This window comes from Nonomuraea sp. ATR24 (assembly GCF_041950485.1).
Taxonomy (GTDB): Bacteria; Actinomycetota; Actinomycetes; order Streptosporangiales; family Streptosporangiaceae; genus Nonomuraea; species Nonomuraea ceibae.
Genome location: NZ_JBGNUU010000022.1, coordinates 55,558 through 79,326, shown reverse-complemented (window position 1 = coordinate 79,326; position 23,769 = coordinate 55,558). Strand labels below are relative to the sequence as shown.

The following is a 23,769-nucleotide window of genomic DNA, read 5'->3' as shown; positions in this document are numbered from 1 at the left end:
AACAACCGCATGACCTCACTTGCCGGAGACGATGCCGCCCTGGATGCCGGCCAGGAACCACTTCGACAGGAACGTGAACAGCGCCAGCAGCGGCAGGCTGGCCAGCACATATCCGGCGAACAGCGGCCCCCACTGCTGCACGTTCTGGTTGGCGAAGAACGCCAGGCCGGCCGGGATCGTCCGGAACTCGTCGGTCTGCACGGTGAGCAGCGGCCAGAAGTAGTCGTTCCACACGCCCAGCACGGTCATCAGCGCCACCGTGCCGATCACCGGCCGGGCCAGCGGCAGCATGAAGGCCAGGAACAGGCGGACGCCGCCGGCCCCGTCCACCCGCGCCGCCTCGAAGATCTCCTCGGGGATCTGCGCCATGTAGGTGCGCATGATGACGATCCCGAACACCGTGTTGCCGGTGACGTGCGGAATGATCAGCACCAGCCGGCTGTCCAGGATGCCCAGGTCGCGCATCAGCACGAACAGCGGGATCAGGCTGGTGATCGACGGCACCATGAGCAGCGCCGCGATCAGCCCGAACAGCGCGCCGCGCCCCGGGAAGCGGTAGCGGGCGAAGACGAACGCGGCGGCGGGGGCCAGCACCAGCGTGCCCGCGATGGCCAGCCCCGCCACCACGAACGAGGTGAACAGGTACGGGCTGACCTGCTCCCAGGCCACCGCGTAGTTGTCCAGGTGGACCGGCCAGGCCGGCGACCAGTAGCTGGCGAAGAACTGCTCGTTGTCCTTGACCGAGGCGGCCAGCATGAACAGGTACGGGAACAGCCCGGCGAAGGCGAGCACCGACAGCGCCGCGCCCGCCACCAGGTTGGTCCTGCGCGTGCGGCTCACGCTCCCGCCTTCCTGCCGAGAACCAGCGAGACCAGGCTCACGCCGAGCGTCAGCGCGAACAGCACGGTGCCGAGCGTGGCGGCGTAGCCCCAGCTCGTGTCCAGGAAGGCGGCGTCGAGCATGCGCAGCACCGGCACCTGGGTGGCGTTGTCGGGGCCGCCCTTGGTCATGATGTGCGCTTGCATGCCGTACTGGAGCACCGAGATCACCGCCAGCACGAACAGCAGCTTCACGTCGCGCAGCATCATCGGCAGGTCGATGCTCCAGAAGCGGCGCAGCCGCCCGGCCCCGTCGACCTCGGCGGCCTGGTAGATCTCCGCGGGCACGTTCTGCAGGGCCGACAGGAAGACCAGGAACGGCAGGCTCGCCACCCAGGGGAAGCCGATCGTCATCAGCGCGACCAGCGCGGTGTCGGGGTCGCCGATCCAGTTGGCGGCCACCCCGTCCAGTCCCACCGCGCGCAGCAGGCTGTTGATGACGCCGTCGCGCGGGTCGTACATGAACTGCCACAGCAGCACGTTGACCACCGCGGGGAAGGCGAGCGGGAGGATGAGCAGCGTGCGGAAGACGAAGCGCAGCCGCTCGCTCGACAGCGACATCACCAGCTCGGCGGCCAGCAGCGGGAACACCCACATGAGCGTGACGGCCCAGACGAAGATGACGCCGATGTTGCGGAACGAGGCCCACCACAGGTCGTCGCCGAGCATCGTGAGGTAGTTCTCGAAACCGACGAAGGGCGACTCGAAGCCCGGCCGCCACTCGAAGAGCGAGTGGACCATGCCGTTCAGCGCGGGGTAGTACGCGAACGCCGCGAGCAGGGCGAACGTGGGGAGGAGAACAAGATAGACGCCCCACGGGAGCCGGCGGCGCGCCTTTGTGCTGGTCACGATGGAACTGCCTCTCACCTTGCCGTGTCCTGCGTTGATTTGAACGTTTCAGACACGTTTCGAGTCTCGCGATCCCCTCTATTTGTGTCAATAGCCTGGGATAACGGTTTGTTCACCGTGGCTGCCTCAAACCCGACATTTCGGGATGTACGGGCGGCCACGGTGAAACGTTAAAACGTCCGGAACGCGTACGTGCCGGAGCCCACCCGGAAGACCGACCCGCCCTCGTCACCGGGCCGGTCGAACAGCACGCCCGGCGACTCCGCCACGGGCGCCCCGCCCTCGCTCACCCGCTCGGGCGACGCCGGCACGTGCACCTCGCCGCGCGTGCCGGGCGGCAGCACCACGTCCAGCGCGAAGCCGTCGTCCCCCTGCCGCCAGGCGACCTCCACCCGGCCGTGCCGGGTGCGGTGCGCGGTGCGCGCCCACGTGATGCCGCCGCCGGGGCGCGGGCGCACCACGACGTCGGCGTAGCCGGGCGATCCGGCGGCCAGCCCTCCGACCGTCCGGTACATCCAGTCGCCGACGGCCCCGTACGCGTAGTGGTTGAAGGAGTTCATGCCCGGGTCCTGCAACCCCCGGTGGTGGCTCCAGGAGTCCCAGCGCTCCCACATCGTCGTCGCGTCGCCGTGCACGACCGGGTAGAGCCACGACGGGAACGTGTCCTGCGTCAGCAGCCGGTACGCCACGTCCAGCCGCCCGGTCGAGGTGAGCGCGTCCAGCAGGAACGGCGTGCCGAGAAAGCCCGTCGACAGGTGGCCGCCGCGCGCCTCGACGTCGCCGGCCAGCCGCGCGGCGGCCCTGGGCAGTTCGTGCTCCTCCAGCAGCCCGGCCGTGATGGCCAGCACGTACGCGGTCTGCGTCCCGCTCGCCACCACGCCGGGCCCCTCGACGAAGGCCGCGCGGAACGCCTGCCGGACGCGCCCGTACAGCTCCAGGCAGGCCCGCTCGTCCTCGTCCCGGCCGAGCGCGGCGGCGAGCCCGGCGAGCTGCCGCGCCGACAGCGCGAAGATCGCGGTGCCGACGAGCCGCTTGGGCGTCTCGGCGCCGATCGACAGCCAGTCGCCGAACCCCTCCTCGGGGAAGACGCCGCTGTCGGAGCGCTGCTCCAGGTACGCCAGCCAGCGCAGCATCGGCTCGAAGCAGGCGGCGACCACCCCGGCGTCACCGCGCAGCCGGTGCAACGCCCACGGCAGCATCACCAGCGCGTCGCCCCAGCCGGGCGAGCCCGCCTCCTTGGCGTTGGACGACAGCCCGCGCCCCGACAGCACGTCGGGCGCCACGTGCGTGACCGCGCCGTCGTCGGCCTGCGCGTCGACCACGTCGGCCAGCCAGCTCCGCAGGAAGGCGGCGGCGTCGTAGTTGAACAGCGCGGTGGGCGCGAACGCCCAGATGTCGCCGGTCCAGCCCAGCCGCTCGTCACGCTGCGGGCAGTCGGTGGGGACGGCCACGAAGTTGCCCCGCTGCCCCCACACGATGTTGCGCTGCAGCTTGTCCAGCCGCTCGTCGGAGCAGGCGAACTCGCCCGCGGGCTCCATCGCGGCGTGGGCCACCCGGGCGGTGAGCTCCGCCGGGGCCTCGCGCAGCCCCGACACCTCGACGTAGCGGAAGCCGTGGAAGGTGAAGCGCGGCTCGAACGTCTCCGCCCCGTCGCCGCGCGGCAGGAACTCGTCCGTCGCCCGCGCCGAGCGCAGGTTGGCCAGGTGCAGCCCGCCCTCGTGGTCGAGCACCTCGGCGTGGCGCAGCACCACCGGCCGGTCGCGCCCGGCGCGGCCGGTCAGCCGGACCCAGCCGACCAGGTTCTGCCCGAAGTCGGCGATCCACACGCCCGGCCGCCGCTCCCACACGGCCACGGGCTCCAGCTCCTCGTGCACCCGGATCGGCGGCGCGACGGCGGCGGTCAGGCGGCCCGAGGGCGGGCTCACCGGCACCGCCGGCGCCCAGCCGGAGTCGTCGAACCCGGCCGCCGTCCAGCCGAGCGGCTCGGCGGCCAGGTCCTGCCGCTCGCCGTTCTGCAGGTCGGCGTAGCGGATCGCGCCCGACCCGGCCCGCCAGTCGCGATCGGTGCACAGCCGCGTCACGCTGCCGTCGTCGTGCAGGATCTCCAGCTCGGCGCGGAAGGCGAGCCGCCTGCCGTACTGGAAGGACCCGAACCAGCTGATGTGGCCCGCGTACCAGCCGTCGGCCAGGACCGCGCCGATCGCGTTGCGCCCCTCCGACACCAGCGCCGTCACGTCGTAGGTCTGGTACGTGACGCGGTGGCGGTAGTCGGTCCAGCCGGGGGCCAGGTGGTCGGCGCCGACCCGGGTGCCGTTCAGGTGCATCTCGTAGACGCCGAGCGCGGTGGCGTACAGCCTGGCCCGGCGCACCGGCGACGGCACGCCGAACTCGCGGCGCAGGTAGGGGCTGGGCCGGTCGCCGATCGGCTCGCGGCCGTGCGGCGGGTCGCCGTGCAGGCCCGCCTCCTCGGCCAGCGACCACCCGGAGTCGTCGTAGCCCGGCTGCTCGAACCCGTCGCCGGGCTCGTCGCTCGCCCGCCACCGGCCGCCGGACGTGACGGTCACCGCGCTCTCCCCGGCCACCGGCACGAGCTGCGGCAGCACCGGCCGGCCCTCGACCACGACCTCCAGCCGCACGCACAGCCCGGACCCGTCAGCCCTGATCGCGAGCACGTTCTCGCCCGGGGCGACCAGGTCCCCGGCCTCGGCCACGAACGCGCCGTCACGCGTCTCCCCCGCGACCGGCTCGCCGTTCAGGTACGCCTCGACCGCCGTGCCGCCGCCGATCACCAGCGACGCCGACAGCGGCCTGGCCCCGCCCGGCACGGTGAACCGGGTCCGGAACGCCCCGCTCTCCGACGGCGACGGGCCGAGCGGCCCGGCCACCCAGACGCGCGGCACGTTCTCCAGCGACGGCAGGCGCTCCGAGCCGGGCACGGAGGGTGTGCCGATCCAGCCGGCCGTCCAGTCGCCGGCGTCGCCCAGCCCGGTCTCGAACCAGTGCGCCGGGCTCCACGCCGACCACGCGCCGCTCTCGTCGGCCACCCTGACCCGCCAGTGGTAGCGGGTCCGCGGCCGCAGCTCCGTCCCGCCGTACGGGATGTCGTACGTCGCGGCCGAGGTCACGTCGCCGCTGTCCCAGACCAGCTCGGCCCCGTCGTCCACCGGGTCGCCCTCGCGCGCCACGATCAGCCGGTACGCGCTCTGCGCCCGCCCGCGGCCGGGGCCGGTGAGCCGCCAGGAGAAGCCGGGCGCGCGCACGTCCAGGCCCAGGGGCTCGCTCAGCCCTTCCACCCGCGGATCGGTCACGGCGAGATGCATTGGACTCCCAAGCTAGTTGAAACATTTCAATATCTGCGCACCGTAAACAGCCCGAGGTCTCCGCGTCAATGCCCGCTCCCCCAGGCCCAGCCCGACGGCGCGGTCGGCTGAAACATTTCAACAGGTAGACTGGACGCTTCCAGCCAGGTGACCAGAAGGGCTTTCCCCCGGTGACCGACATCCACAGGCCGGCCGAGCGCCGCCGGCTCAGCATGGTCGACGTCGCGGCCCACGCCGGCGTGTCCGTGGGCACGGTCTCCAACGTGCTCAACCGGCCCGAGCTGGTCGCCGAGCCGACGCTGCGCCGGGTGCGCGCCTCCATCAAGGCGCTCGGCTTCGTGCCCAGCGCGCCCGCCCGGCAGTTGCGCGGCGGCTCCGGCCGCTCGGTGGGCGTCATGGTGCGCGACATCGGCAACCCGTTCTTCTCCGAGGTGCTGCCCGGCATCGAGACCAGGCTGTCGCAGGAGCAGCTCCTGCTCGTGCTCTGCAGCTCCGGCGACTCGATCGAGAAGGAAGCCCACTACCTGCAGATCCTGGAGCAGCACCGGGTGCCCGGCATCCTCATCACGCCCGCCGGGCAGGACATCTCCCACCTGGTCGAGCTGCGCCGGCGCGGCATCGGCATGGTGCTGCTCGACCGGCCGGGCGCCGACTCCCAGCTGTGCGCGGTGGCGGTCGACAACGTCCGGGGCGGCGAGCTGGCCGGCGCGCACCTGCTGTCGCTGGGCCACCGGCGCATCGCGTTCCTCAACGGGCCGCCGATCGTGCGGCAGTGCGCCGACCGCAGGGAAGGGCTGGTCAAGGCGGTGCGCGCGGCCGGGCTCGACCCCGACGAGGTGATCACCGAGATCACGCTGCCCGCGCTCACCCCGCGTGAGGGTGAGGCCGCGCTGGAGCGGCTGCCGGCGCGCGGCGGGCCGACGGCGCTGTTCTGCGTCAACGACACGGTGGCGCTGGGCGCGCTGCGCGGGCTGGAGCGGCGCGGCGTCTCGGTGCCGCACGACATGGCGGTCATGGGCTACGACGACGTGGAGTTCGCGGCCTTGCTGTCGCCTGCGCTGACCTCGGTGCGCCAGCCGAAGCACCAGCTCGGCCAGGCCGCCGCCGAGCTGCTGCTGACCGACGCGCGGGGCGACTCGGGCCACTGGCACCAGGAGATCGTCTTCCAGCCGGAGCTCATGGTCAGGGCGTCGACGAGCGGCTAGGCACGTTTCAAAGCCGATCCTCGCAGGAAAACGGGTCTTGCCGGGCCGCCTTCTGGGCGTCATTGTTGAGACGTTTAAATCCAGGAGGTCCCATGCGTTGGCTCGTCGCCTTCCTCTTACTCCTCGTCGCCGCCGTCCCCGCTGACGCCACAGCCGCGTTGCCGTACCCGACCCGCTCCGACTACCGCATCAAGGGCCTCCAGCCGGACTTCTGGCCCGACAAGAACGAAATATCCGGCAACAACGCCGGCGGCGTCGCCATGAACCTCGTCTGGTCCGACTGGGAGCCCACCGTCAGGACCCCGCCGTGCGCCACGGGCGCCCAGGAGTTCGGCGGACGCTGCTACACCGTCAACGCCGCCGTCGACTCCGCCGTCAAGGACTGGACCGCCCGCGGCCTCGTCGTCACCGCCGTCGTCTACGGCACCCCCGCCTGGGCGCGGCAGGGCCGCACCTGCACCCCGCACGCCCCCGGCTTCGAGAAGTTCTGCGTGCCGAACGACCCCGCCGAGTACGGCCGCTTCGCCGGCATGCTCGCCCAGCGCTACGACGGGCAGCACGGCAACGGCCGCATCGCCGACTTCGTCGTCATGAACGAGGTCAACAGCAACATCTGGTTCGACATCGGCTGCGGCCAGGGCACGCCCTGCGACACCACCGCCTGGCTCGACGCGATCGCCGCCACGTACAACGCCGCCTACGACGCCGTCATGGCCCAGCAGCCCACCGCCAAGGTCCTCACCTCGCTCGACCACTACTTCGGCACCGCCTACGACCGGCCCGCCGCGCACGAGGCCATGCTGTCGGGCATGACCGTGCTCAAGGGCCTGGCCGCCCGGGCGGGCAACCGGGCCTGGCGCGTCGCCTACCACCCGTACCCGCCGAACCTGCTGGCGCCGCAGTTCTCCGCCGACGACTTCCCCCGCGTCACCTACGGCAACATCGGCGTGCTCGTGGGCTGGCTGCGGCAGCAGTTCCCCGGCACGCCCTCGGCCTGGCAGGTGCAGCTCACCGAGAGCGGCGTCAACTCCCTGTCGCCCTCGTCGGAGGCCGCCCAGGCCACGCAGCTCTGCAACAGCTTCCGCAACGTCCTCGGCACCCCGGGCATCGAGAGCTACATCTGGCACCGCATGACCGACCACCCGGACGAGACGGCCGCCGGCCTCGGCGTGGGCCTGCGCCGTACCGACGGCTCGGCCAAGCCCGCCTGGGCGACCTGGGCGCTGGCCAACCGCGCCGACCTGTCGCCGCCCCGGCTGTCGTGCGGGTTCGAGCTGCTGCCCCACACCCAGCTCCGGCGCGGCTACGACCCGGCCAAGGGGCACGTGGCCACCTCCCGGCTGCTGCCGCCCGGCTTCACCCAGGAGCGCGTGTGGAAGCTGCTGCGCAACCAGGCGGCCGGCACCGTGCCGCTGTACGAGTGCAAGGTCGCCGCGCACACCATGCTCACCCGTGACCCGGGCTGCGAGGGCCAGTTCGCGATGGGGCCGGTCGGCCACATCCACACGAGCCAGGTGCCCGGCTCCGTCGCCCTGCACCGGTGCCGTTCGGCGGGCGGCGACCACCTCGTCACCGACCAGGCCGGCTGCGAGGGTCTCGTCCACGAACAGGTGCTGGGCTACGCGCTGACCTGACCCTCGGGCCGGGCGCGCACGCACAGCAGGGTGTCGCCGCCGGTCAGCACCTCGGTGGCGAACCCGTCCAGCCGCAGCCGCCCCAGCAGGTCGTCGCGCCTGGCCGCGCCGGGCGGCTCGTAGAACAGGAAGAGCGTGCCGCCCGGCGCCAGGGCCCGGCGGATCACGTCCAGCTCGCGGGCGGGGACGCCGGTCCAGAACACGTTGACGTTGACCGCGAAGACCTTGCCGAACGCGCCTTCCGGCAGGTCGGCGTCGGCCAGCGCCGCGGTCCGCAGGATCGCCCGCCCGGCGGCGACGTGGTGGGCGTTGCGCTGCCGGGCGGCCTCGATCATCGTGGCCGAGCGGTCGATCGCGGTGACCGTGGCTCCGGCGTCGCAGGCCAGCTCGACCGCCACGCCACGGCCGCAGCCGATCTCCAGGATCCGTTCGCCCGCCTGGACGTCGAGCGTGTCGACGGCCCAGGCCAGCCGTTCCGGCACCGCCATGCGGGCACCCTAGCAGCGGGCCGGAACGCCGAAAATCCCTGGACAGCGCCCGATATCCTCTGTGGATGGGACGTGATGAACGCGGTGTGACACCTCAGAGCGAGGACTTCTCTGCCTGGTACAACGAGCTGGTCGCCAAGGCCCAGCTGGTGGACCGGGGACCGGCGAAGGGCACCATGGTCATCCGACCGTACGGCTACCGGCTGTGGGAGCTGCTCCAGGGAGAGCTGGACCGGCGGATCAAGGACACCGGTCACGAGAACGCGTACTTCCCGCTGCTGATCCCGGAGAGCTACCTGCAGCGCGAGGCCCAGCACGTCGAGGGCTTCTCGCCGGAGCTCGCGGTCGTCACCCACGCGGGCGGCAAGGAGCTGGAGGAGCCGCTGATCGTGCGGCCGACCTCCGAGACGATCATCGGCGAGATGATGGCCAAGTGGATCTCCTCCCACCGTGACCTGCCGCTGCTGCTCAACCAGTGGGCCAACGTGGTGCGCTGGGAGATGCGGCCCCGGATGTTCCTGCGCACCACGGAGTTCCTCTGGCAGGAGGGCCACACGGCGCACGCCGACCGGGACGACGCGATGCGCGAGACGATGCTGGCCCTCGACCTCTACGCCGAGGTGGCGCGCGACATCGCGGCGCTGCCGGTGGTGCCGGGCGAGAAGACCGCCGGGGAGCGGTTCGCGGGCGCGGAACGCACGTTCACCATCGAGGCCATGATGCGCGACGGCAAGGCGCTCCAGGCGGGCACCTCCCACTACATGGGGACGAACTTCGCCGAGGCGTTCGACATCCGCTACACCGCCGAGACGGGCAGGCAGGAGACCTGCCACACGACGTCCTGGGGCATGTCGACCCGGATGATCGGCGGCGTGATCATGACGCACGGCGACGACAAGGGCCTGGTGCTGCCGCCCCGGCTCGCGCCGCACCAGGTGGTGATCGTGCCGATCGGCCGGGGCGACGAGGTGCCGGCCGCGGCCCGCGACCTCGCCGGGCGGCTACGGGCGGCCGGGGTGCGGGTGCACGTCGACGACCGCGCCCACCTGTCGCCGGGTTACCGGTTCAACGACTGGGAGCTGCGCGGGGTGCCGGTCCGGCTGGAGCTCGGGCCGCGTGACCTGGAGTCCGGCACGGTGGTCATGGCCAAGCGGCTCGGCGACGAGGGCAAGCAGCCGATCCCTCTCGACTCGGCCGCCGAGGTGCTGCCGGGGGTGCTGGACGACTTCCAGGCGTTCCTGCTGCGTCGGGCCACCGAGTTCCGCGACGCCCACACGCGGGCGGCCGGCGACTGGGGCTCGTTCACCGATGCCGTCGCCTCGGGCTGGGCGCTGGCCCCGCACTGCGGCGAGCCCGCCTGTGAGGACGACATCAAGGCCGAGACCGGCGCGACGCCCCGGTGCGTCCCGCTCGACGGGGCCGCCGAGAGCGGCGTCTGCGTGCGCTGCGGCCGGCCCGCCGCCTACGGCAAGCGGGTGATCTTCGGCCGCTCCTACTGACCGGGCCGGCCTCCCGGGATCGGCGGTAGTGACCAGAACTGCTAGTGTGGTCACTACCTCGATCCCGGGAGGCCGCATGCCACGCCCCACGATCCCCGACCGCGCCGCGGTGATCCTCGACCACGCCCGCGCCGTGATCCTGGAGAAGGGCTACCCGCGCGCCACCATCGCCGACATCGCCCGGCGCGCCGGCATCGGCAAGGGCGCCGTCTACCTCGACTTCCCCTCCAAGGAGGCGCTGCTCGACGCCGTGCTGGCGCGCTCCATGCGGGAGCTGGCCGCCGCCGTGCGCGGGCGCGTCGAGCGTCACGACGGCCCCGTCACGCTGTCCCAGCTGTACGGCATCAGCATGGACGCGCTGCTGGCCGACGAGCTCATGCTCGCCTTCTACCTGGCCGACACGGCCGTCCTCGGCGACTACGTACGCGACAAGGGCCCCGAACGGTACGGGCCGCGCCTCGACTGGCTGACCGGCTACGCGAGCGACCTGCGCGAGGCCGGGTTGCTGCGCGGCGACGTCGACCCCGACGCGGCCTCGCTGGTGATGTCCGTCTTCTCCGTCGGCCTGATCAACGCCGCCCCCGTGCTGGGCGACCTGCCCCGCGAGCGGCTCGCGCGGGCCGTACGCGAGATGAGTGCGCTGATCAGCGCCGGCTGGGAGCTCGACCCGGCCGGGGCCGACGCGGCGGCGGTGCGCCGGGCGCACGACACCCTGCTCGACCGGCTCGACGCCCAGATGGGAGCACCATGACCACCTCCACCACCGTGCTGCGACTCGACGGCGGCCCGCTCAGCGTGCACCGGAGCGGAGACCCGGCCGCCCCGCCCGTGGTCCTGCTGCACGGCGCGATGCTGGACGTCGCCCCGCTCATCTGGCGTCACCTGATCCCCGCCCTGGCGGGCACCCGGCACGTGATCGCCCCCGACCTGCCCCGGCACGGCGGCTCACGCCCCTGGACCGGCACCCTGGACCAGCAGCGGCTGGAAGGCGTGCTCGACGACATGCTCGACCGGCTCGGCGTCGCCCGGGCCCCGTTCGTCGGCCTGTCGATGGGCGGCGGCCTCGCGACCGGCTACGCGCTCACCCGCCCCGAACGGGTCAGCGCGCTCGTCGCGGTCAACCCGGGCGGGCTGGACGACGTGCGCCCCTGGCAGTTCGTCACCTGGCTCGCGCTGCGCTCCCGGCCCGCGCTGCGCTGGACCATGAAGTGGCTGGCCTCCTCCGCCTACCTGCGGCGTTCCATGGTCGACGCGCTCACCGAAGGGGAGCGTACGCGCGACTTCGCGGAGGTGATGGCGATGACCGAGGCCGAGGCGCGCGCCCGCGCCGCGCACGGCGAGGCCGCCCTGGACGACTGGCAGATCACCGCGTACGGGCCGCGCCGCATGCGGCTGAACCACCTGCCGCACCTGCACCGGCTCGCGGTGCCGTCGCTGTGGGTGCACGGCGAGCACGACACCGCCGTGAACGAGGCCGTCGTCCGCCGCGCCGCCTCGCTCGCCCCCGGCGGCCGCTACGCCGTCGTGCCCGGCGCGGGCCACCTGGCCCCGCTGGACCGGCCCGACGAGGTCAACGCCCTGGTCATGGGCCTGCTGGACGAAGTTCAGCCGGTTCGTCGGCGAAAGTGATCACGATGTAGCGGCCGTTGGCGTAGCTGACCACGGGCCGCCCCAGCCTCTCGCCCGCCTGCCGCGCGACCGCCTGGAACAGCTCCACCATCTCGGGCGTGTCGGCGCTCACCCGGAACCGCCCGTGGGTGGTGAGGTGCTCGACGACCAGCGGCACGAAGCCCGCCTCACTCCGGGCCCTTTCGTCCGTGGTGAGCGGGGTGCGGCGGAACGCGGGCTGCGTCATCACTGGTCTCCTTACGACGGCCGCCTCCCAGAATGCCACCCCGCCGACCACGCCCACCGCATGAACCGGGCGGAATCGTCCTTTCGTCCGGTGCAGCGGGGCGGGACCTCCGGCCTATGATCGGCCGGACACCCGGCCACCGACGACAAGGACACCCATGCCCCTGCTGGCCCGCATGCTCGCCGCACCCCTGTTCATCGACGTACGGGCCGGCGCGGTCGCCGGTCTGGGCACGCTGCTGTCCGATCTGCAGATCGCCCGCAGCGGCCGGGTGGCCGTCGCCGTCGGCCCAAGCCAGGGCGACGCCATCCGCGACGAGCTGCGCATCGACGGCGCCGAGGTGCTCCGCATCCCCGACGGCAGCCTGGCCTCGGCCGTCGAGCTCGGGCAGCGGCTGCGCTCCGGCCAGTTCGAGGCGATCGCGGGCATCGGCGGCGGCAAGACGATCGACGTGGCCAAGTTCGCCGCGCACATGGCGGGCATCCCGATGGTCGCAGTGACCACGAGCCTGGGCCACGACGGCATCGCCTCACCCGTCAGCACGCTGCGCCACGAATCGGGCACCGGCTCCTACGGGGTCGTCATGCCGACGGCCGTCCTGGTGGACCTCGACCGCGTCCGGTCCGCCCCGGCCGCGCTGTCCACGGCCGGGATCGGCGACGTGATCAGCGACCTGTCGGCGGTGGCCGACTGGGAGCTGGCCGCGGCCGAGGCAGGCGAGCAGATCGACGGCCTGGCGGTGGCGATGGCCAGGTCGGCGGCCCTGGTGGTGCTGCACCAGCCGGGCCCGGCGCGCGGCGACGAGTTCCTCACCGTGCTGGCCGAGTCGCTGATCATGTCGGGCATGTCGATGGCCGTGGCCGGGTCCAGCCGCCCGGCCAGCGGCGGCGATCACGAGATCATGCACGCCGTCAACGAGCTCTTCCCCGGCACGGCCAGCCACGGCGAGCTCGCCGGAGTGGGCGCGCTGTTCTGCACGTTCCTGCGCGGCGACGACGCCAAGGCCGAGCTCATCTCCGCGTGCCTGCGCCGCCACGGCCTCCCGCGCACGCCCGCCGACCTCGGCCTGTCGGACGCCGACTTCGCCAAGGCCGTGGCGTACGCGCCGCGCACCCGTCCGGGCCGCTACACCATCCTCGAGCACCTCGACCTCTCCGAGCCCCAGCTCACCGACCGCGTGAGCGCCTACGTCAAGACCTTCACGGCCTGACCACTCCTCAGGCGTCCGATCGGAGGGCCGCTTCCGGGGCGCCGGGGCCGCGGACGCTGGACAGGAACGCCCTGGTCCGTTCGTGGGCCGGGTTGGCCAGGAGCTCGGCAGGGCGGCCCTGCTCGACGACGACGCCGTCGGCGAAGAAGGTGAGCCGGTCGCCGACCTCGCGGGCGAAGGCGATCTCGTGGGTGACGACGACCATGGTCATCCCGTCGGCGGCCAGGTCGCGCATGACCTCCAGGACCTCGTCGACCAGTTCGGGGTCCAGCGCCGAGGTGGGCTCGTCGAAGAGCATCAGGGCGGGGTTCATGGCGAGCGCCCTGGCGATGGCGACCCGCTGCTGCTGGCCGCCGGAGAGCTGGTGCGGCCGCTTGTGCGCGTGGTCGGCGAGGCCGACCCGGTCGAGGAGTTCGAGCGCCAGCTTGCCGGCCTGGTCCTTGGGGGTGCCGAGGACGTGGACGGGCCCGCAGGCGACGTTCTCCTGCGCGCTGTGGTGGGCGAACAGGTTGAAGCGCTGGAACACCATGCCGATGTTCTTGCGGAAGGCCGCGTACTCCTTGGGCGACCAGGGGTGGTAGCGGCCGTCGCGGAGGGTGTGGCCGACCTCCTCGCCGAGCACGCGCAGGCTGCCGCCGAGCACCGGTTCGAGGCCGTTGAGGCAGCGCAGGAACGTGGACTTGCCGGAGCCGGACGGGCCGATGACGCAGCTGACCTCGCCGGCGGCGACCTCGAAGTCGACGCCGTTGAGCACCTGGACGTCGCCGTAGCTCATGCGCACGCCCGTGGCGCGCACGACGGGGCTCACGCGGGCACCTTGGGCAGGACCTTGGCGGCGACGCCGCCGCGGCGGACGAGCCGGACGGCGTCGGAGCCGAAGCGGCGTTCCAGCCGGCCCTGCAGGAAGGTGGCGACGGTGGTCAGGAGCAGGTACCAGAGGCTGGCCACGATGAGCAGCTCCATGATCATGTTGTTGGTCTTGTAGATCTGGCTCGCGTTGGTCATCAGGTCGTGCCCGGCGACGACGTACACGAGTGAGGTGGTCTTCAGCATGGAGATGAACTCGTTGCCCGTCGGCGGGATGATGATGCGCAGCGCCTGGGGCAGCACGATCACCCGCATGCGCTTGGCCGGGGTCATGCCGAGCGCGTAGGCGGCCTCGCTCTGGCCGGTGTCGACGGCCTGGATGCCGGCGCGCACGGTTTCGGCGAAGTAGGCGGCCAGGTTGAGCCCGAGTCCCAGCATGGCGGCGGTGAACCCGGTCATCACCTGGTTGGTGTCCCACATGAGGCCGATCGAGGTGAACGGGATCTTGATGATGAGGGCCGGGAACAGGAAGGCCAGGTTGTACCAGAAGATGAGCTGGACCAGCACGGGCGTGCCGCGGAAGAACCAGATGTAGAGCGTCGCCAGCCGGCTCAGCACCGGGTTGTGCGCCAGCCGCATGATCGCGATGACCACGCCGAGCACCAGGCCGAGAATCGTGGCCAGGACGGACAGTTCGACGGTGACCCAGACGCCGGCCAGGATCCGCTCGTTGAACAGGTACGTGGCCACCGCGCTCCAGTCGAGGCGCGGGTTGACGACGAGGAGGAAGAGCAGCCAGCCGAAGATCGCCAGGGCGGCCACGGCGGACAGGACGCGGCCCCAGTGGCGGGTGCGGGCGACGGGGATCATGGCCCCCGACGGGCCGGCGATCGGTTCGGTGCGCACGCTACTTCCCGCCGTTGACGACGGCCGACTCGACGGCGAGCTTGTCGAGGTTCCAGGCGGCGAGGATCTTGCCGTACTCGCCGCTCTTGATCAGGGAGTCGAGCGCGCCCTTGACCGATTCGATGAGGGCGGTGTTGTCGGGCTTCATCCCGATTCCCCACGGGCTTTCGGTGCCTTCGAGCGCGATGGCTTCGACCTCGACCTTGGGGTCGGCGGCCTTGTAGGCGGCCACGACGTAGTCGGTGATGGTCGCCTGGGCGCGGCCGTTGATGACCTGGAGCATGGCCTCGGTGTCGCCGGGGAACTTGAGGATGTTCAGCGCCTGCTTGCCGCCGGACTTGCAGTCGGCGTCGTACTTCTCGGCGAGCTCCAGGGACGAGCCGTTGTCGACGACGGAGACGGTCTTGCCGCACAGGTCGGCGGGGGTGCTGACGCCGGCCGGGTTGCCCTTCTTGACGAGCAGGCCGGAGCCGGCCTTCACGTAGTCGACGAAGGTGATCTTCGCCTGGCGTTCGGCGTTGTCGGTCATGGAGGAGATCACGAAGTCGTAGCGGCCGGTCAGCACGCCGGGGATCTGGGAGTTGAACTCCTCGTCCGTGAGCGTGTACTTGACGCCGAGCTTCCTGGCGATGGCCCTGGCCAGCGCGGGGTCGAAGCCGATGGCCGTCTTGCCGTCGCTCGCCCACAGCTCCATGGGCGGGTAGCCGATGGAGGAGACGACCTTCAGCCCCTCGGCCTTGACGTCCGCGGGGACCTTGGCCGCGAGCTCCTTGTCCGGGGTGATGGCGTTGATGACGCCGGCCGCCTTCTCCTCGGCGGGGGCCTGGTCGAGGACCACCTCCGCCGCGGGCTCCGCGTCGCCACCGGCGGCGGCGTCGAGGGACTGGGCGCCGCAGGCGGCGGTGGCGGCCAGCAGGGCGCCGCTGACGAGGAGGGTGGGGATACGGGTGTTCACGGGGGGTGGCTCTCCTTCAGGCTCGCTGCCAGCGGACTTCGCCGCCGACCACGGTGGTCATGACCTTGGTGCGCAGCACCGCGTCTGGCGACTCCTGGTAGGGGTCGGTGTCCACCGCGATGAAGTCGGCGAGCATGCCGGGGACGAGGAGGCCCTTGCGGTCCTGCTCGCCTGCCGCGTAGGCCGCGCCGAGGGTGTGCGCGGTGATCGCTTCGGCCATGCTCAGCCGCTGTTCCGGCTGCCAGCCGCCGACGGGGGTGCCGTCCTGGCGGGTACGGGTCACCGCGGCGTACAGCGCGGCGAACGGATCGGGGTGCTCGACGGGGGCGTCGGAGCCGAAGGCCAGCGCGACGCCGGCGTTCAGCATGCCGCGCCAGGCGTAGGAGGCCAGGTCGTGGCCGGCGAGCAGCGAGTCGACGAGGTCGATGTCGCTGGTGCAGTGGACGGGCTGCATGGAGGCGACGACGCCGAGCCTGGCCATCCTGGTCAGGTCGGCCGGGCGCAGGTGCTGGGCGTGCTCGATGCGGTGGCGCAGCCCGGGGGTGCGGCCGATGGCCTCGTAGGCGTCCAGCACGAGGTGGTTGGCCTGGTCGCCGATGGCGTGCGTGGCGATCGCGACGCCGGCATCCGCCGCGGTCCTGAACAGCTTGACGAGGTCGTCGTACGGGGTGACCGCGATGCCGACGTTGTCCGAGTCGCCGGCGAACGCCTCGCTCATGTGGCAGGTGTGCGAGCCGAGCGCGCCGTCGCTGAAGATCTTGACCGGCCCGGTGCGGATCCAGTCGTCGCCCTGGCCGGTGCGGCGTCCTTCGGCGATGGCCGCTTCCAGGTGGACGGTCGGGATCGCCTTGTGCACGCGGATCTTGAGCTGGCCGGCGTCGCGCAGCCGCAGGTAGGCGTCGCGGCAGTCCTCGCCGTCGATGTCGTGCACGCTGGTGAGGCCGAGGGAGAGCAGTTCGTCCTGGGCGCGGCGCAGCTTGTCGCTCAGGTCGTCGGAGACCATGAGGGCGCGCAGCGGGTAGGAGGCGGACTCGCGCAGGATGCCGGTGGGCTCGCCGTTCGCGTCCCTGACGATCTCGCCGCCGACGGGGTCGGGGGTGGTGGCGTCGATGCCGGCCAGGCGCAGGGCGGCGGAGTTGGCCCACACGGTGTGGCCGTCGATGTTCGGCAGCGCGATCGGCAGGTCGCCGCTGACGGAGTCGAGCGCGTACCGGTCGGGCTGGGCCGGGGGGTTCCAGGTGTTGCTGTTCCACCGGCCGCCGAACAGCCAGGCGCCGGGGCGCAACCTGGCGACGTGCGCGCCGATCAGGGTGAGCGCGTCGGCCAGGGAGCGGACGTCGCGCAGGTCGATGGCGTCGAGGCTGTGGGCGTACTGGGCGGTGTGGATGTGGGCGTCGTAGAGGCCGGGCAGGACGGCGGCGCCGTCCAGGTCGACGAGTTCGGCGCCGTGGCCCGCGGCCTCGCGGACCTCGGCCTCGGTGCCGACGGCCACGAGGTGCTCGCCGTCCACGGCCATGGCCTGGGCCGGCGGGCGGCCGTCCGCCCCGGTGTGGATGGCGGCGTTGCGGTACACACGGATGCTCAAAGTGACTCTCAAGGGTGCTGGAGTGACGGTGAGCATCACTGTAGGAGTAGCTAAAAGAACGCGGAAGCGCTATAAACACGGCATTTAGCAACCCTGAGAGCAAGGAACGCTAATGCTGAAGCCGGAACACCTTCGCACTCTGCGTGAGGTCATCCAGTTGGGCTCCTTCGCCGCGGCGGCGAATCGGCTCGGCTACACCTCCTCGGCCGTCTCCCAGCAGATGGCCGCGCTGGAGAAGAAGATCGGCGTGCGGCTGTTCGAGCGCTCGGCGCACAGCGTGCTGCCGACCGACGCGGCGGAGGTGCTGGCCAGGCACGCCGAGACGGTCCTGGTCGACATCGAGCGCATGATCGCCTCCGTCCAGGCCGTGCACCGGGGCAGCGAGCGGCAGATCCGGCTCGGCGTGTTCCCGAGCTTCGCCGACCGGCTGGCCGAGGTGCTGGGGCAGCTGGAGCAGGCGGACCTGGCCGGGGTGCGGATCTCGGTCGCCGAGCCGTCGCAGCTCATCCCGCACCTGGGCGCGGGCGGCGAGATGGACGCGGCGATCGTCTACCAGGTGGGCAACTCGGGGCTGTCGTGGCCGTCGGCGCTGAGCAGGCGGTGGATCGCCGAGGACCGCTACCGGCTGGTGCTGCCCGCGAGCTGGCCCGACCTGTCGCCGTACCGGGCCGAGCAGCTCGTCGACCTGCCGTGGATCGTGCACCACCCGGGCAGCAGCGACGCCTCGTTCTTCGACGGCGTGTTCTCCCGCTGGGACCTGCACCCCCGGGTGGCCTGCCACTCCGACGACTTCAAGATCACGCTGTCGCTGATCGAGGCCGGGGTGGGCGCGGCGTTCGTCGCCGACCTGGCGCTGGCCCGGCACGGCCCCGGCGTCGTCGTCGCCGACGTGCCCTGGCTGAACACCAGCCGCAGCATCTTCGCCCTGGTCAGGCCGGACCGCGAGACCGCCAGGCTGCGGGCGCTCCTGGACGCCCTGGAGGTCTGAGCGCTATCAATTCCGCACAGCACCTTCGACAGGAGATCCATGGAACGCGCGGCGGCGATCGCCACTTCGGCCGAGGCCATCAGACGGCACGGTGACCACAACATCCTCATCGAGGCCGGCCCGGCCCCCGTGATCGACAGGCTGGCCACGCTCCCCGCCCGGCCGCCCGGCGGGCCGCTCGACGGCTGGACGTTCGTGGCCAAGGACATGATCGACGTGGCCGGCCTCCCCACCACCAGGGGCTCGATCCTGTACGGCGCCGAGGAGGCGCTGACGACCGCGCCGTGCGTCGAGGTGCTGGAGTCGGCCGGTGCGCTGCTGGTGGGCAAGGCCAACCAGCACGAGTTCGCCTGGGGTGTGACCAGCGAGAACCCGCACTGGGGCGACGTGCGCAACCCGCGCCACCCGCACCTGTCCGCCGGCGGCTCCAGCGGCGGCACCGCGGCGGCGCTGGCGGCCGGCATCGCCAGGTTCGGCCTGGGCACCGACACCGGCGGCTCGGTGCGGATGCCGGCGGCCTGCTGCGGCGTGGTCGGGCTGCGGCCCCGCGCGGGCTCGGTGCCGGGCGCGGGCGTCGCACCGCTGGCGCCGATGTTCGACGTGGTCGGCCCGATGGCCGCCTCGGTCGCCGACCTCGCCCGGGTGTGGGAGGTGCTGTCCGGCGCCCCCGTCGCCCCGCTCTCCTCCCTGGCCGGGTGGACGGTCGGCGTCGCCGAGGGCTGCGCGCAGGCCGCCGCCTTCGCCGGGCTCGGCGCCGGACTCCGCGAGGTCGCGCTGCCGTACGACATCCTCGCGCCCTACTGGACGATCGTCGGCGCGCAGGCGCGGCGCACGCACGAGGCCACCTACCCGAGGAACGCCGGTCACTACAGCGACGGCGTGCGCCGCAAGCTCGACGACGCCGGCCGGATCGGCCGCGACCGTTACGCGGCGGCCGTCGAGGCGCTGGGCGCCGCGCGGGCCGGGTTCGCCGACCGGACGACCGGGCTGGACCTGCTGATCATGCCCACGCTCGGCGGCCCCGCGCCCCGGGCGGGCTGCGACGAGGCCGCCGTCCGGGGCGAGGCCGGCCGGATCACCGCTGTGGTGTCCGCGCTCGGGCTGCCCGCGCTGGCGATCGGCGACCTGCAGTTGGTCGCCTGGTCCGAGGAGGCGGTGCTGCGTGCCGGGCTGGCCTGGGAGTCGCTGGGCGAGCCGATACCGCCGCCCCGCTGACCGCCCCACCCGTCAAGGGTGCGGCGCCAGGCTCCACGGATCGACGGGCACGACCCCGGTACAGCGTCCCGCCGGGTCGAGCAGCCTGCCGTACAACTTGGTCTGGCGCAGCACGACCTGCCGGTCGGCGACGGTCACGTACGGGAACTTCCGCTCCAGGCGCATCACCAGCGGGTGCAGGTCGGTGACGGCGTGCAAACCGACGGTGAGCAGCATGTTGCTGGTCCCGGCCAGGGCGGCGCAGGTGCGGGTCTCCGGCCAGCCGAGCAGCGCCGTGCCGGTCTCCTCCAGGAGGCGGTCGGGCAGGCGCAGCCACAGCACGGCGGAGGAGTGCCAGCCGGCGTGCGAGCGGGCCAGGTCGCAGCGGAAGTCGATGTCCTCGGTGGCGACGAGTCTGGAGAGCCTGCGCTGCACGGTCCGCTCGGAGGTGCCGACGGTCGCGGCCAGCTCGGCGTAGCCGGCCCGGCCGTCGGCCAGCAGGGCGTGGAAGAGCTGCCGGTCGATCCCGTCCATCCGCCGGGTGGACTCGGGCGGCCCGCTCCGCCTGGCCAGCCCGGCCGCCGCGCCCTGCGGCAGCACCCGCAGCCGCCAGCGGCACGACGCCTCGAACACGCGCGTCGCCAGGTGGGTGCGCACCTTGGCGACGCCGGGCACCCGGGGCAGGTCGGTGAGCAGGTAGTCGGCCAGCGCCGGCATCGAGGCCGCCGCGGCGATCACGAACAGGTCGTGCCCGGCGGCGACGTGCTGCACGGTGATCAGGTGCCTGGCCTCGGCCAGCGTCGCCGCGACCTCGACGGCCGCGCCCGCCGCGCAGTCGATCTCCAGGAACGCCATGCTCATCTCGTGCATCTGCCGTTTGCCGAGCGCGACGGTGGTCCACGCCTCGCCCGAGCCGGTCAGCCGCTGCCAGCGCCGCGCCGCCGTGGCCGGGTCCGAGCCAGTGGCCTGGCCGATGTCCACCCAGCTCGCCCGGGGGTTGATCTGGAGGGCGTCGATGAGCTCCAGCTCGGCCTCGGACAGCAGTCTGCCGGATTCCTGCACCGAGCCTCCCTGGATGACCGATTGCAGCATTTTTCGCGAAAAGTCACCTTATCCGGCGATCCTGTTGCCCGCGGCTGTCCCACCGGCCGCGAAGGAGAGGACGCATCCCGTGACCCGGTCGCACCACCGGCCGGCCCGTCCGCCGCGCCTGGTCGGCGTCCTGGGCGGCATGGGCCCCGCCGCCACCGCCGACTTCTACGGCAAGCTCGTCGAGGAGACCCCCGCCCACGGCGACCAGAGCCACGTGCCGGTCGTCATCTGGGGCGACCCGCGCGTCCCCGACCGCTCGCTGAGCCTGCTCGGCCTCGGCGAGGACCCGACCCCGCAGCTCCGGCAGGGCATCCAGGCGCTCAGCCGCGCCGGGTGCGAGGTGCTGGCCGTGCCGTGCAACACCGCGCACGCCTTCGTCCCCCGCCTCGCCGACGAGGCCGGCCTCGAGCTCGTCAGCATCGTCGAGGTCACCGCCGACGCCCTCGCCACCGACGGCGTCACCGCCGCCGGGCTGCTCGCCACCAGCGGCACCCTGCACTCCGGCCTGTACGCGCACGCGCTGCGCGGCCGGGGCGTCGCACCTCTCGAACCGTCAGGCGACGAGCAGGAGCGCGTGTCGGCGGCGATCGCCGCGGTCAAGGCCGGCGCCGTCACCCCGACGCACCGGCACGCCCTGGCCGAGGTCGCCCGCGCCCTCGCCGATCGCGGCGCCGAACGGGTGGTCGCGGCCTGCACCGAGATCGTCCTCGCCCTGGACAGCCGCCGGGTGCCCGTCCCCGTCCTGGATCCGGCCCGCCTCCTGGCCCGCCGCGTCGCCGCCGTCTCCCTGGGTCTCCCGGACCGGTTCCCCCAGCGGGCTTGACCTTGACGCCGGGGTCAACGTTCTAGCGTCCCGGCATGACCGCCTCCACCCCAGCAGCCCGCCTCCGGTCCACCACGGGACACGGCCGCTCCCCCGCGTGGCTGCTCTGCCTGGCGCTGCTGACGTTCGTCATCGGCACCGACGACTTCGTCATCGCCGGCGTGCTCGGCGAGATCGCCGCCGACCTCCGGGTGACCGAATCGGCGGCCGGCCAGCTCGTCACGGCGTTCTCCCTGGCCTACGCCGCCGCCGCGCCCCTGGCCGCCGTGGCGACCGCGCGGCTGCCCCGCCGGGCCGTCATGATCTGCGGGATGCCGGTCTTCGCCGCGCTGAACGCCCTGGCCGCGCTCGCTCCCACGTACACCGCCCTGATGGTCTGCCGGGTCCTGGCCGCGGTCACCGCCTCCATGATCACCCCGGCCGCGTTCGCGACCGCCGCCGTCCTGGCCCCGCCTGGGCGGGCGGGCCGGTTCATGGGGACCGTGGCGACCGGGCTGACCCTGTCGCTGCTCGCGGGCGTCCCGCTCGGCACCTGGCTGGGCGGCCTGTCCGGCTGGCGCTCGACCATGCTGTTCGTCGCGGCCCTGGCGCTGGTGACGGCCGCCGGCCTGGGGCTGTTCATGCCCGCCCTGGACAAGGCGCCGCCCCTCACACTCGGGCGGCGGCTGGCCCCGCTGGCGAGCCGTCCCGTGCTCGTCTCGCTCGCCGCCATGGTGCCCGGCGCAGCCGGCGGCCTGATGACGTTCGTCTACATCGACCCCATCGCGCAAGCTCTGTCCGGGGTGACCACGTACGGGCTCGCGCTGCTCATCGCGGTGATCGGCGTCGCGGGGATGGCCGGGGCGTGGCTCGGCGGCCGGGGCGCCGACCGGCTGGGCCCCGAGCGCACGATCTTCCTGGCTCTCGCGGTGCAGAGCGCGGGCACACTGACGCTGACCGCGCTGGCGTGGCTGTGGCCCGGCCGGACGCCGGCGCTGCTGCTCGCCCTGGTGCTGGCCTGCTGGCAGATCGGCGGCTGGGCGTTCAACGCCCCCAGCCAGGCGCGGCTGCTGCGCATCGCCGGCCCTTCCGGCACGGAGGCCCTGGCGCTGAACACCAGCGCCATGTACGCCGGCATCGCCGTCGCGGGCTCGGCCGGCGGGCTGGCGCTGGCCGCCGGAGGCGCGGCGGGGGTGCTGCTGGCCGGTTCCGGGTTCACGCTGCTCGGCCTGGCCATGTTCGCGCTGGCCTGCCGCCGCTAGCCTGCACAGGAAAGGCCGACGACCGTGGGAGCAACCGTGCGCATCGGAGAGCTGGCCCGCCGGACCGGGACGACCACCCGCGCCCTGCGCTACTACGAGCAGCAGGGCCTGCTCACCGCCGCCCGGGGCGGCAACGGCTACCGCGAGTACGACCCGTCCGCCGAGACCCTGGTGCGCAACATCCGCACGCTGCTGGCCGCCGGGCTCACCTCGGACGACATCCGGCAGATCAGCGGCTGCCTGACCGTGGACCTGGCGGGCGAGCCCCCATGCGACGCGGCCGTCAAGCTGTACGAGCAGCGCCTGCGGACCGTCGAGGAACGCATGGACACCCTCGCCGACCTGCGCTCCCGCCTCCAGGCCGAGCTCCGGGCGCTGCGGTCCGGCCCCGGCCTCAGCGCGTGACGAACGTCTGCACGAGCCGGAAGCGGTGACCGAACGGGTCGCGGAACATGGCGTCGATCCCGTACGGCCGCTCCTCCGGCTCCTCGACGAACTCGACCCCGGCGCCGCTGAGCTGCTCGTACGCGCCCCGGCAGTCGTCGGTCTCCAGGTGGAACCCGCCCGCCGTCCCCTTGGCCACCAGCTCCAGCACCTGGTCACCGGTGCCGTCGTCGACGACCGGGGGCCGGGGGACGTTCAGGATGAACGACACCTCCGGCTGCCCGGGCGGCCCCACGGTGAGCCAGCGGTATCCGTTCATCTCGGGCATCGAGACGTCCTCGCGGACCTCCATGCCGAGCTTGCCGACATAGAAGTCCAGCGCCTCGTCCTGATCGGGCACCCACAGGTTGGCGTGCGTCAGCCGCAGCCGCATCGCTCAGGCACTCCCCTCGGCGCGCACCGGCCGACCCCACGCCCGCAGCACACAGGCCGGGACGCGCGCCCGGTGCGCGGCCGGTGCGAACCTCGCCCGGTAGGCCGTCGGCGACAGGCCGAACGTCCGCCCGAAACTCGTGGTGAACGCGCCGACGCTGAGCAGGCCCACCTGCCCGCAGATGTCGCTGACCGTCCGGCCGGTGGTCAGCAGCAGCGCCGCGGCGCGCTCCATCCGGCGGGTCAGCAGATACTGGTGCGGCGTCTCCCCGAAGGCCCGCCGGAACTCACGGCTGAAATGCGCCTTCGACATGTACGCGGCCCGCGCCACCTCGGCCACGTCCAGCGGCTCGGCGTAGCGGCTGTCCATCAGGTCCTTGGCGCGTAGCAGGCGCCTGTGCTCCGGAACCGTCCCCATGCGGCC

Annotated in this window: 23 protein-coding genes; 11 read left to right on the top strand and 12 right to left on the bottom strand. The window is 72.8% G+C overall.

The features are described 5' to 3' along the window. Positions 1-15 precede the first annotated feature (15 nt). The 3 genes from ACBI99_RS37370 to ACBI99_RS37360 all read right to left on the bottom strand — a co-directional run bounded on the left by ACBI99_RS37370 (position 16) and on the right by ACBI99_RS37360 (position 5,035). A complete protein-coding gene (locus ACBI99_RS37370; protein ID WP_219500261.1) occupies positions 16-840 on the bottom strand; it encodes a carbohydrate ABC transporter permease in 825 nt (274 codons plus the stop codon). Further along, the gene (locus tag ACBI99_RS37365) at positions 837-1,727 is read right to left on the bottom strand and encodes a sugar ABC transporter permease (RefSeq protein WP_308125605.1); all 891 of its coding nucleotides are present in this window, start codon (positions 1,725-1,727) and stop codon (positions 837-839) included. Before ACBI99_RS37365 ends, ACBI99_RS37370 begins: the two co-directional genes overlap by 4 nt. A gap of 170 nt (positions 1,728-1,897) precedes the next feature. Continuing rightward, positions 1,898-5,035, bottom strand: coding sequence for a family 78 glycoside hydrolase catalytic domain (locus ACBI99_RS37360; RefSeq protein ID WP_375074640.1), 3,138 nt, complete (start codon positions 5,033-5,035; stop codon positions 1,898-1,900). Between the two features lie 182 nt (positions 5,036-5,217). On the opposite strand from ACBI99_RS37360, the gene ACBI99_RS37355 reads away from it, so the two are divergent. Both ACBI99_RS37355 and ACBI99_RS37350 read left to right on the top strand, forming a co-directional pair. Further along, complete coding sequence (locus tag ACBI99_RS37355; RefSeq protein ID WP_308125604.1) at positions 5,218-6,252, top strand: LacI family DNA-binding transcriptional regulator; 1,035 nt, start codon at positions 5,218-5,220, stop codon at positions 6,250-6,252. A gap of 92 nt (positions 6,253-6,344) precedes the next feature. Then, a complete protein-coding gene (locus ACBI99_RS37350) occupies positions 6,345-7,886 on the top strand; it encodes a DUF5722 domain-containing protein (RefSeq protein WP_357586186.1) in 1,542 nt (513 codons plus the stop codon). Here the strand turns inward: ACBI99_RS37350 and ACBI99_RS37345 are convergent. Next, on the bottom strand, positions 7,871-8,374 hold the full coding sequence (locus tag ACBI99_RS37345) for a class I SAM-dependent methyltransferase (protein ID WP_357586184.1): 504 nt from the start codon (positions 8,372-8,374) through the stop codon (positions 7,871-7,873). The two genes, ACBI99_RS37350 and ACBI99_RS37345, sit on opposite strands and share 16 nt — an antisense overlap. Positions 8,375-8,439: 65 nt before the next feature. Between ACBI99_RS37345 and proS the strand changes: the two genes are divergently transcribed. The 3 genes from proS to ACBI99_RS37330 all read left to right on the top strand — a co-directional run bounded on the left by proS (position 8,440) and on the right by ACBI99_RS37330 (position 11,502). Continuing rightward, positions 8,440-9,873 carry a proline--tRNA ligase gene (proS, locus tag ACBI99_RS37340; RefSeq protein WP_375074639.1) on the top strand — a complete coding sequence of 478 codons (1,434 nt, stop codon included), beginning with the start codon at positions 8,440-8,442 and terminating at the stop codon, positions 9,871-9,873. Positions 9,874-9,949: 76 nt separating this feature from the next. Continuing rightward, complete coding sequence (locus ACBI99_RS37335) at positions 9,950-10,624, top strand: TetR/AcrR family transcriptional regulator (RefSeq protein WP_219500254.1); 675 nt, start codon at positions 9,950-9,952, stop codon at positions 10,622-10,624. Continuing rightward, positions 10,621-11,502, top strand: coding sequence for an alpha/beta fold hydrolase (locus tag ACBI99_RS37330; RefSeq protein ID WP_219500252.1), 882 nt, complete (start codon positions 10,621-10,623; stop codon positions 11,500-11,502). The genes ACBI99_RS37335 and ACBI99_RS37330 overlap by 4 nt, the downstream gene beginning before the upstream one ends. Here the strand turns inward: ACBI99_RS37330 and ACBI99_RS37325 are convergent. After that, entirely contained in the window at positions 11,456-11,728 is a 273-nt protein-coding gene (locus ACBI99_RS37325; RefSeq protein ID WP_219500250.1) for a hypothetical protein, read from the bottom strand. The two genes, ACBI99_RS37330 and ACBI99_RS37325, sit on opposite strands and share 47 nt — an antisense overlap. A 175-nt stretch (positions 11,729-11,903) precedes the next feature. Here ACBI99_RS37325 and ACBI99_RS37320 point away from each other — a divergent pair, with 175 nt between their 5' ends. Next, the gene (locus tag ACBI99_RS37320; RefSeq protein ID WP_219500385.1) at positions 11,904-12,938 is read left to right on the top strand and encodes an iron-containing alcohol dehydrogenase family protein; all 1,035 of its coding nucleotides are present in this window, start codon (positions 11,904-11,906) and stop codon (positions 12,936-12,938) included. Positions 12,939-12,945: 7 nt separating this feature from the next. Here the strand turns inward: ACBI99_RS37320 and ACBI99_RS37315 are convergent, their stop codons facing one another. The 4 genes from ACBI99_RS37315 to ACBI99_RS37300 are packed head-to-tail and all read right to left on the bottom strand — an operon-like array spanning position 12,946 to position 17,191. Then, on the bottom strand, positions 12,946-13,713 hold the full coding sequence (locus tag ACBI99_RS37315) for an amino acid ABC transporter ATP-binding protein (protein WP_219500383.1): 768 nt from the start codon (positions 13,711-13,713) through the stop codon (positions 12,946-12,948). A gap of 29 nt (positions 13,714-13,742) precedes the next feature. Then, positions 13,743-14,651 (bottom strand): amino acid ABC transporter permease, encoded by a 909-nt coding sequence (locus ACBI99_RS37310; protein ID WP_375074638.1) that lies wholly within the window; start codon positions 14,649-14,651, stop codon positions 13,743-13,745. 1 nt (position 14,652) lies between these two features. After that, complete coding sequence (locus ACBI99_RS37305) at positions 14,653-15,606, bottom strand: ABC transporter substrate-binding protein (RefSeq protein ID WP_357586176.1); 954 nt, start codon at positions 15,604-15,606, stop codon at positions 14,653-14,655. A gap of 16 nt (positions 15,607-15,622) precedes the next feature. Continuing rightward, complete coding sequence (locus tag ACBI99_RS37300; RefSeq protein WP_219500246.1) at positions 15,623-17,191, bottom strand: amidohydrolase; 1,569 nt, start codon at positions 17,189-17,191, stop codon at positions 15,623-15,625. 112 nt (positions 17,192-17,303) lie between these two features. Between ACBI99_RS37300 and ACBI99_RS37295 the strand changes: the two genes are divergently transcribed. Next, positions 17,304-18,179: a LysR family transcriptional regulator gene (locus tag ACBI99_RS37295; RefSeq protein ID WP_219500244.1), complete on the top strand. Its 876-nt coding sequence runs from the start codon at positions 17,304-17,306 to the stop codon at positions 18,177-18,179. A gap of 39 nt (positions 18,180-18,218) precedes the next feature. Beyond that, positions 18,219-19,394, top strand: coding sequence for an amidase (locus ACBI99_RS37290; protein ID WP_375074637.1), 1,176 nt, complete (start codon positions 18,219-18,221; stop codon positions 19,392-19,394). A 12-nt stretch (positions 19,395-19,406) separates the two neighbouring features. Here the strand turns inward: ACBI99_RS37290 and ACBI99_RS37285 are convergent, their stop codons facing one another. Further along, positions 19,407-20,435, bottom strand: coding sequence for an AsnC family transcriptional regulator (locus ACBI99_RS37285; protein WP_219500240.1), 1,029 nt, complete (start codon positions 20,433-20,435; stop codon positions 19,407-19,409). 109 nt (positions 20,436-20,544) lie between these two features. Between ACBI99_RS37285 and ACBI99_RS37280 the strand changes: the two genes are divergently transcribed. From ACBI99_RS37280 to ACBI99_RS37270, 3 genes are read left to right on the top strand one after another with little or no spacing between them, the layout of a single operon-like run. After that, positions 20,545-21,288, top strand: coding sequence for an aspartate/glutamate racemase family protein (locus ACBI99_RS37280; protein WP_375074636.1), 744 nt, complete (start codon positions 20,545-20,547; stop codon positions 21,286-21,288). A gap of 35 nt (positions 21,289-21,323) precedes the next feature. Further along, a complete protein-coding gene (locus tag ACBI99_RS37275) occupies positions 21,324-22,529 on the top strand; it encodes an MFS transporter (protein ID WP_375074635.1) in 1,206 nt (401 codons plus the stop codon). Between the two features lie 36 nt (positions 22,530-22,565). Continuing rightward, positions 22,566-22,934: a MerR family transcriptional regulator gene (locus tag ACBI99_RS37270; protein ID WP_375074634.1), complete on the top strand. Its 369-nt coding sequence runs from the start codon at positions 22,566-22,568 to the stop codon at positions 22,932-22,934. Here ACBI99_RS37270 and ACBI99_RS37265 read toward each other — a convergent pair. Both ACBI99_RS37265 and ACBI99_RS37260 read right to left on the bottom strand, forming a co-directional pair. Beyond that, positions 22,924-23,346: a VOC family protein gene (locus tag ACBI99_RS37265; RefSeq protein ID WP_357586164.1), complete on the bottom strand. Its 423-nt coding sequence runs from the start codon at positions 23,344-23,346 to the stop codon at positions 22,924-22,926. The genes ACBI99_RS37270 and ACBI99_RS37265 overlap by 11 nt on opposite strands. A 3-nt stretch (positions 23,347-23,349) precedes the next feature. Beyond that, positions 23,350-23,763, bottom strand: coding sequence for an AraC family transcriptional regulator (locus ACBI99_RS37260; protein WP_357586162.1), 414 nt, complete (start codon positions 23,761-23,763; stop codon positions 23,350-23,352). Positions 23,764-23,769 lie beyond the last annotated feature (6 nt).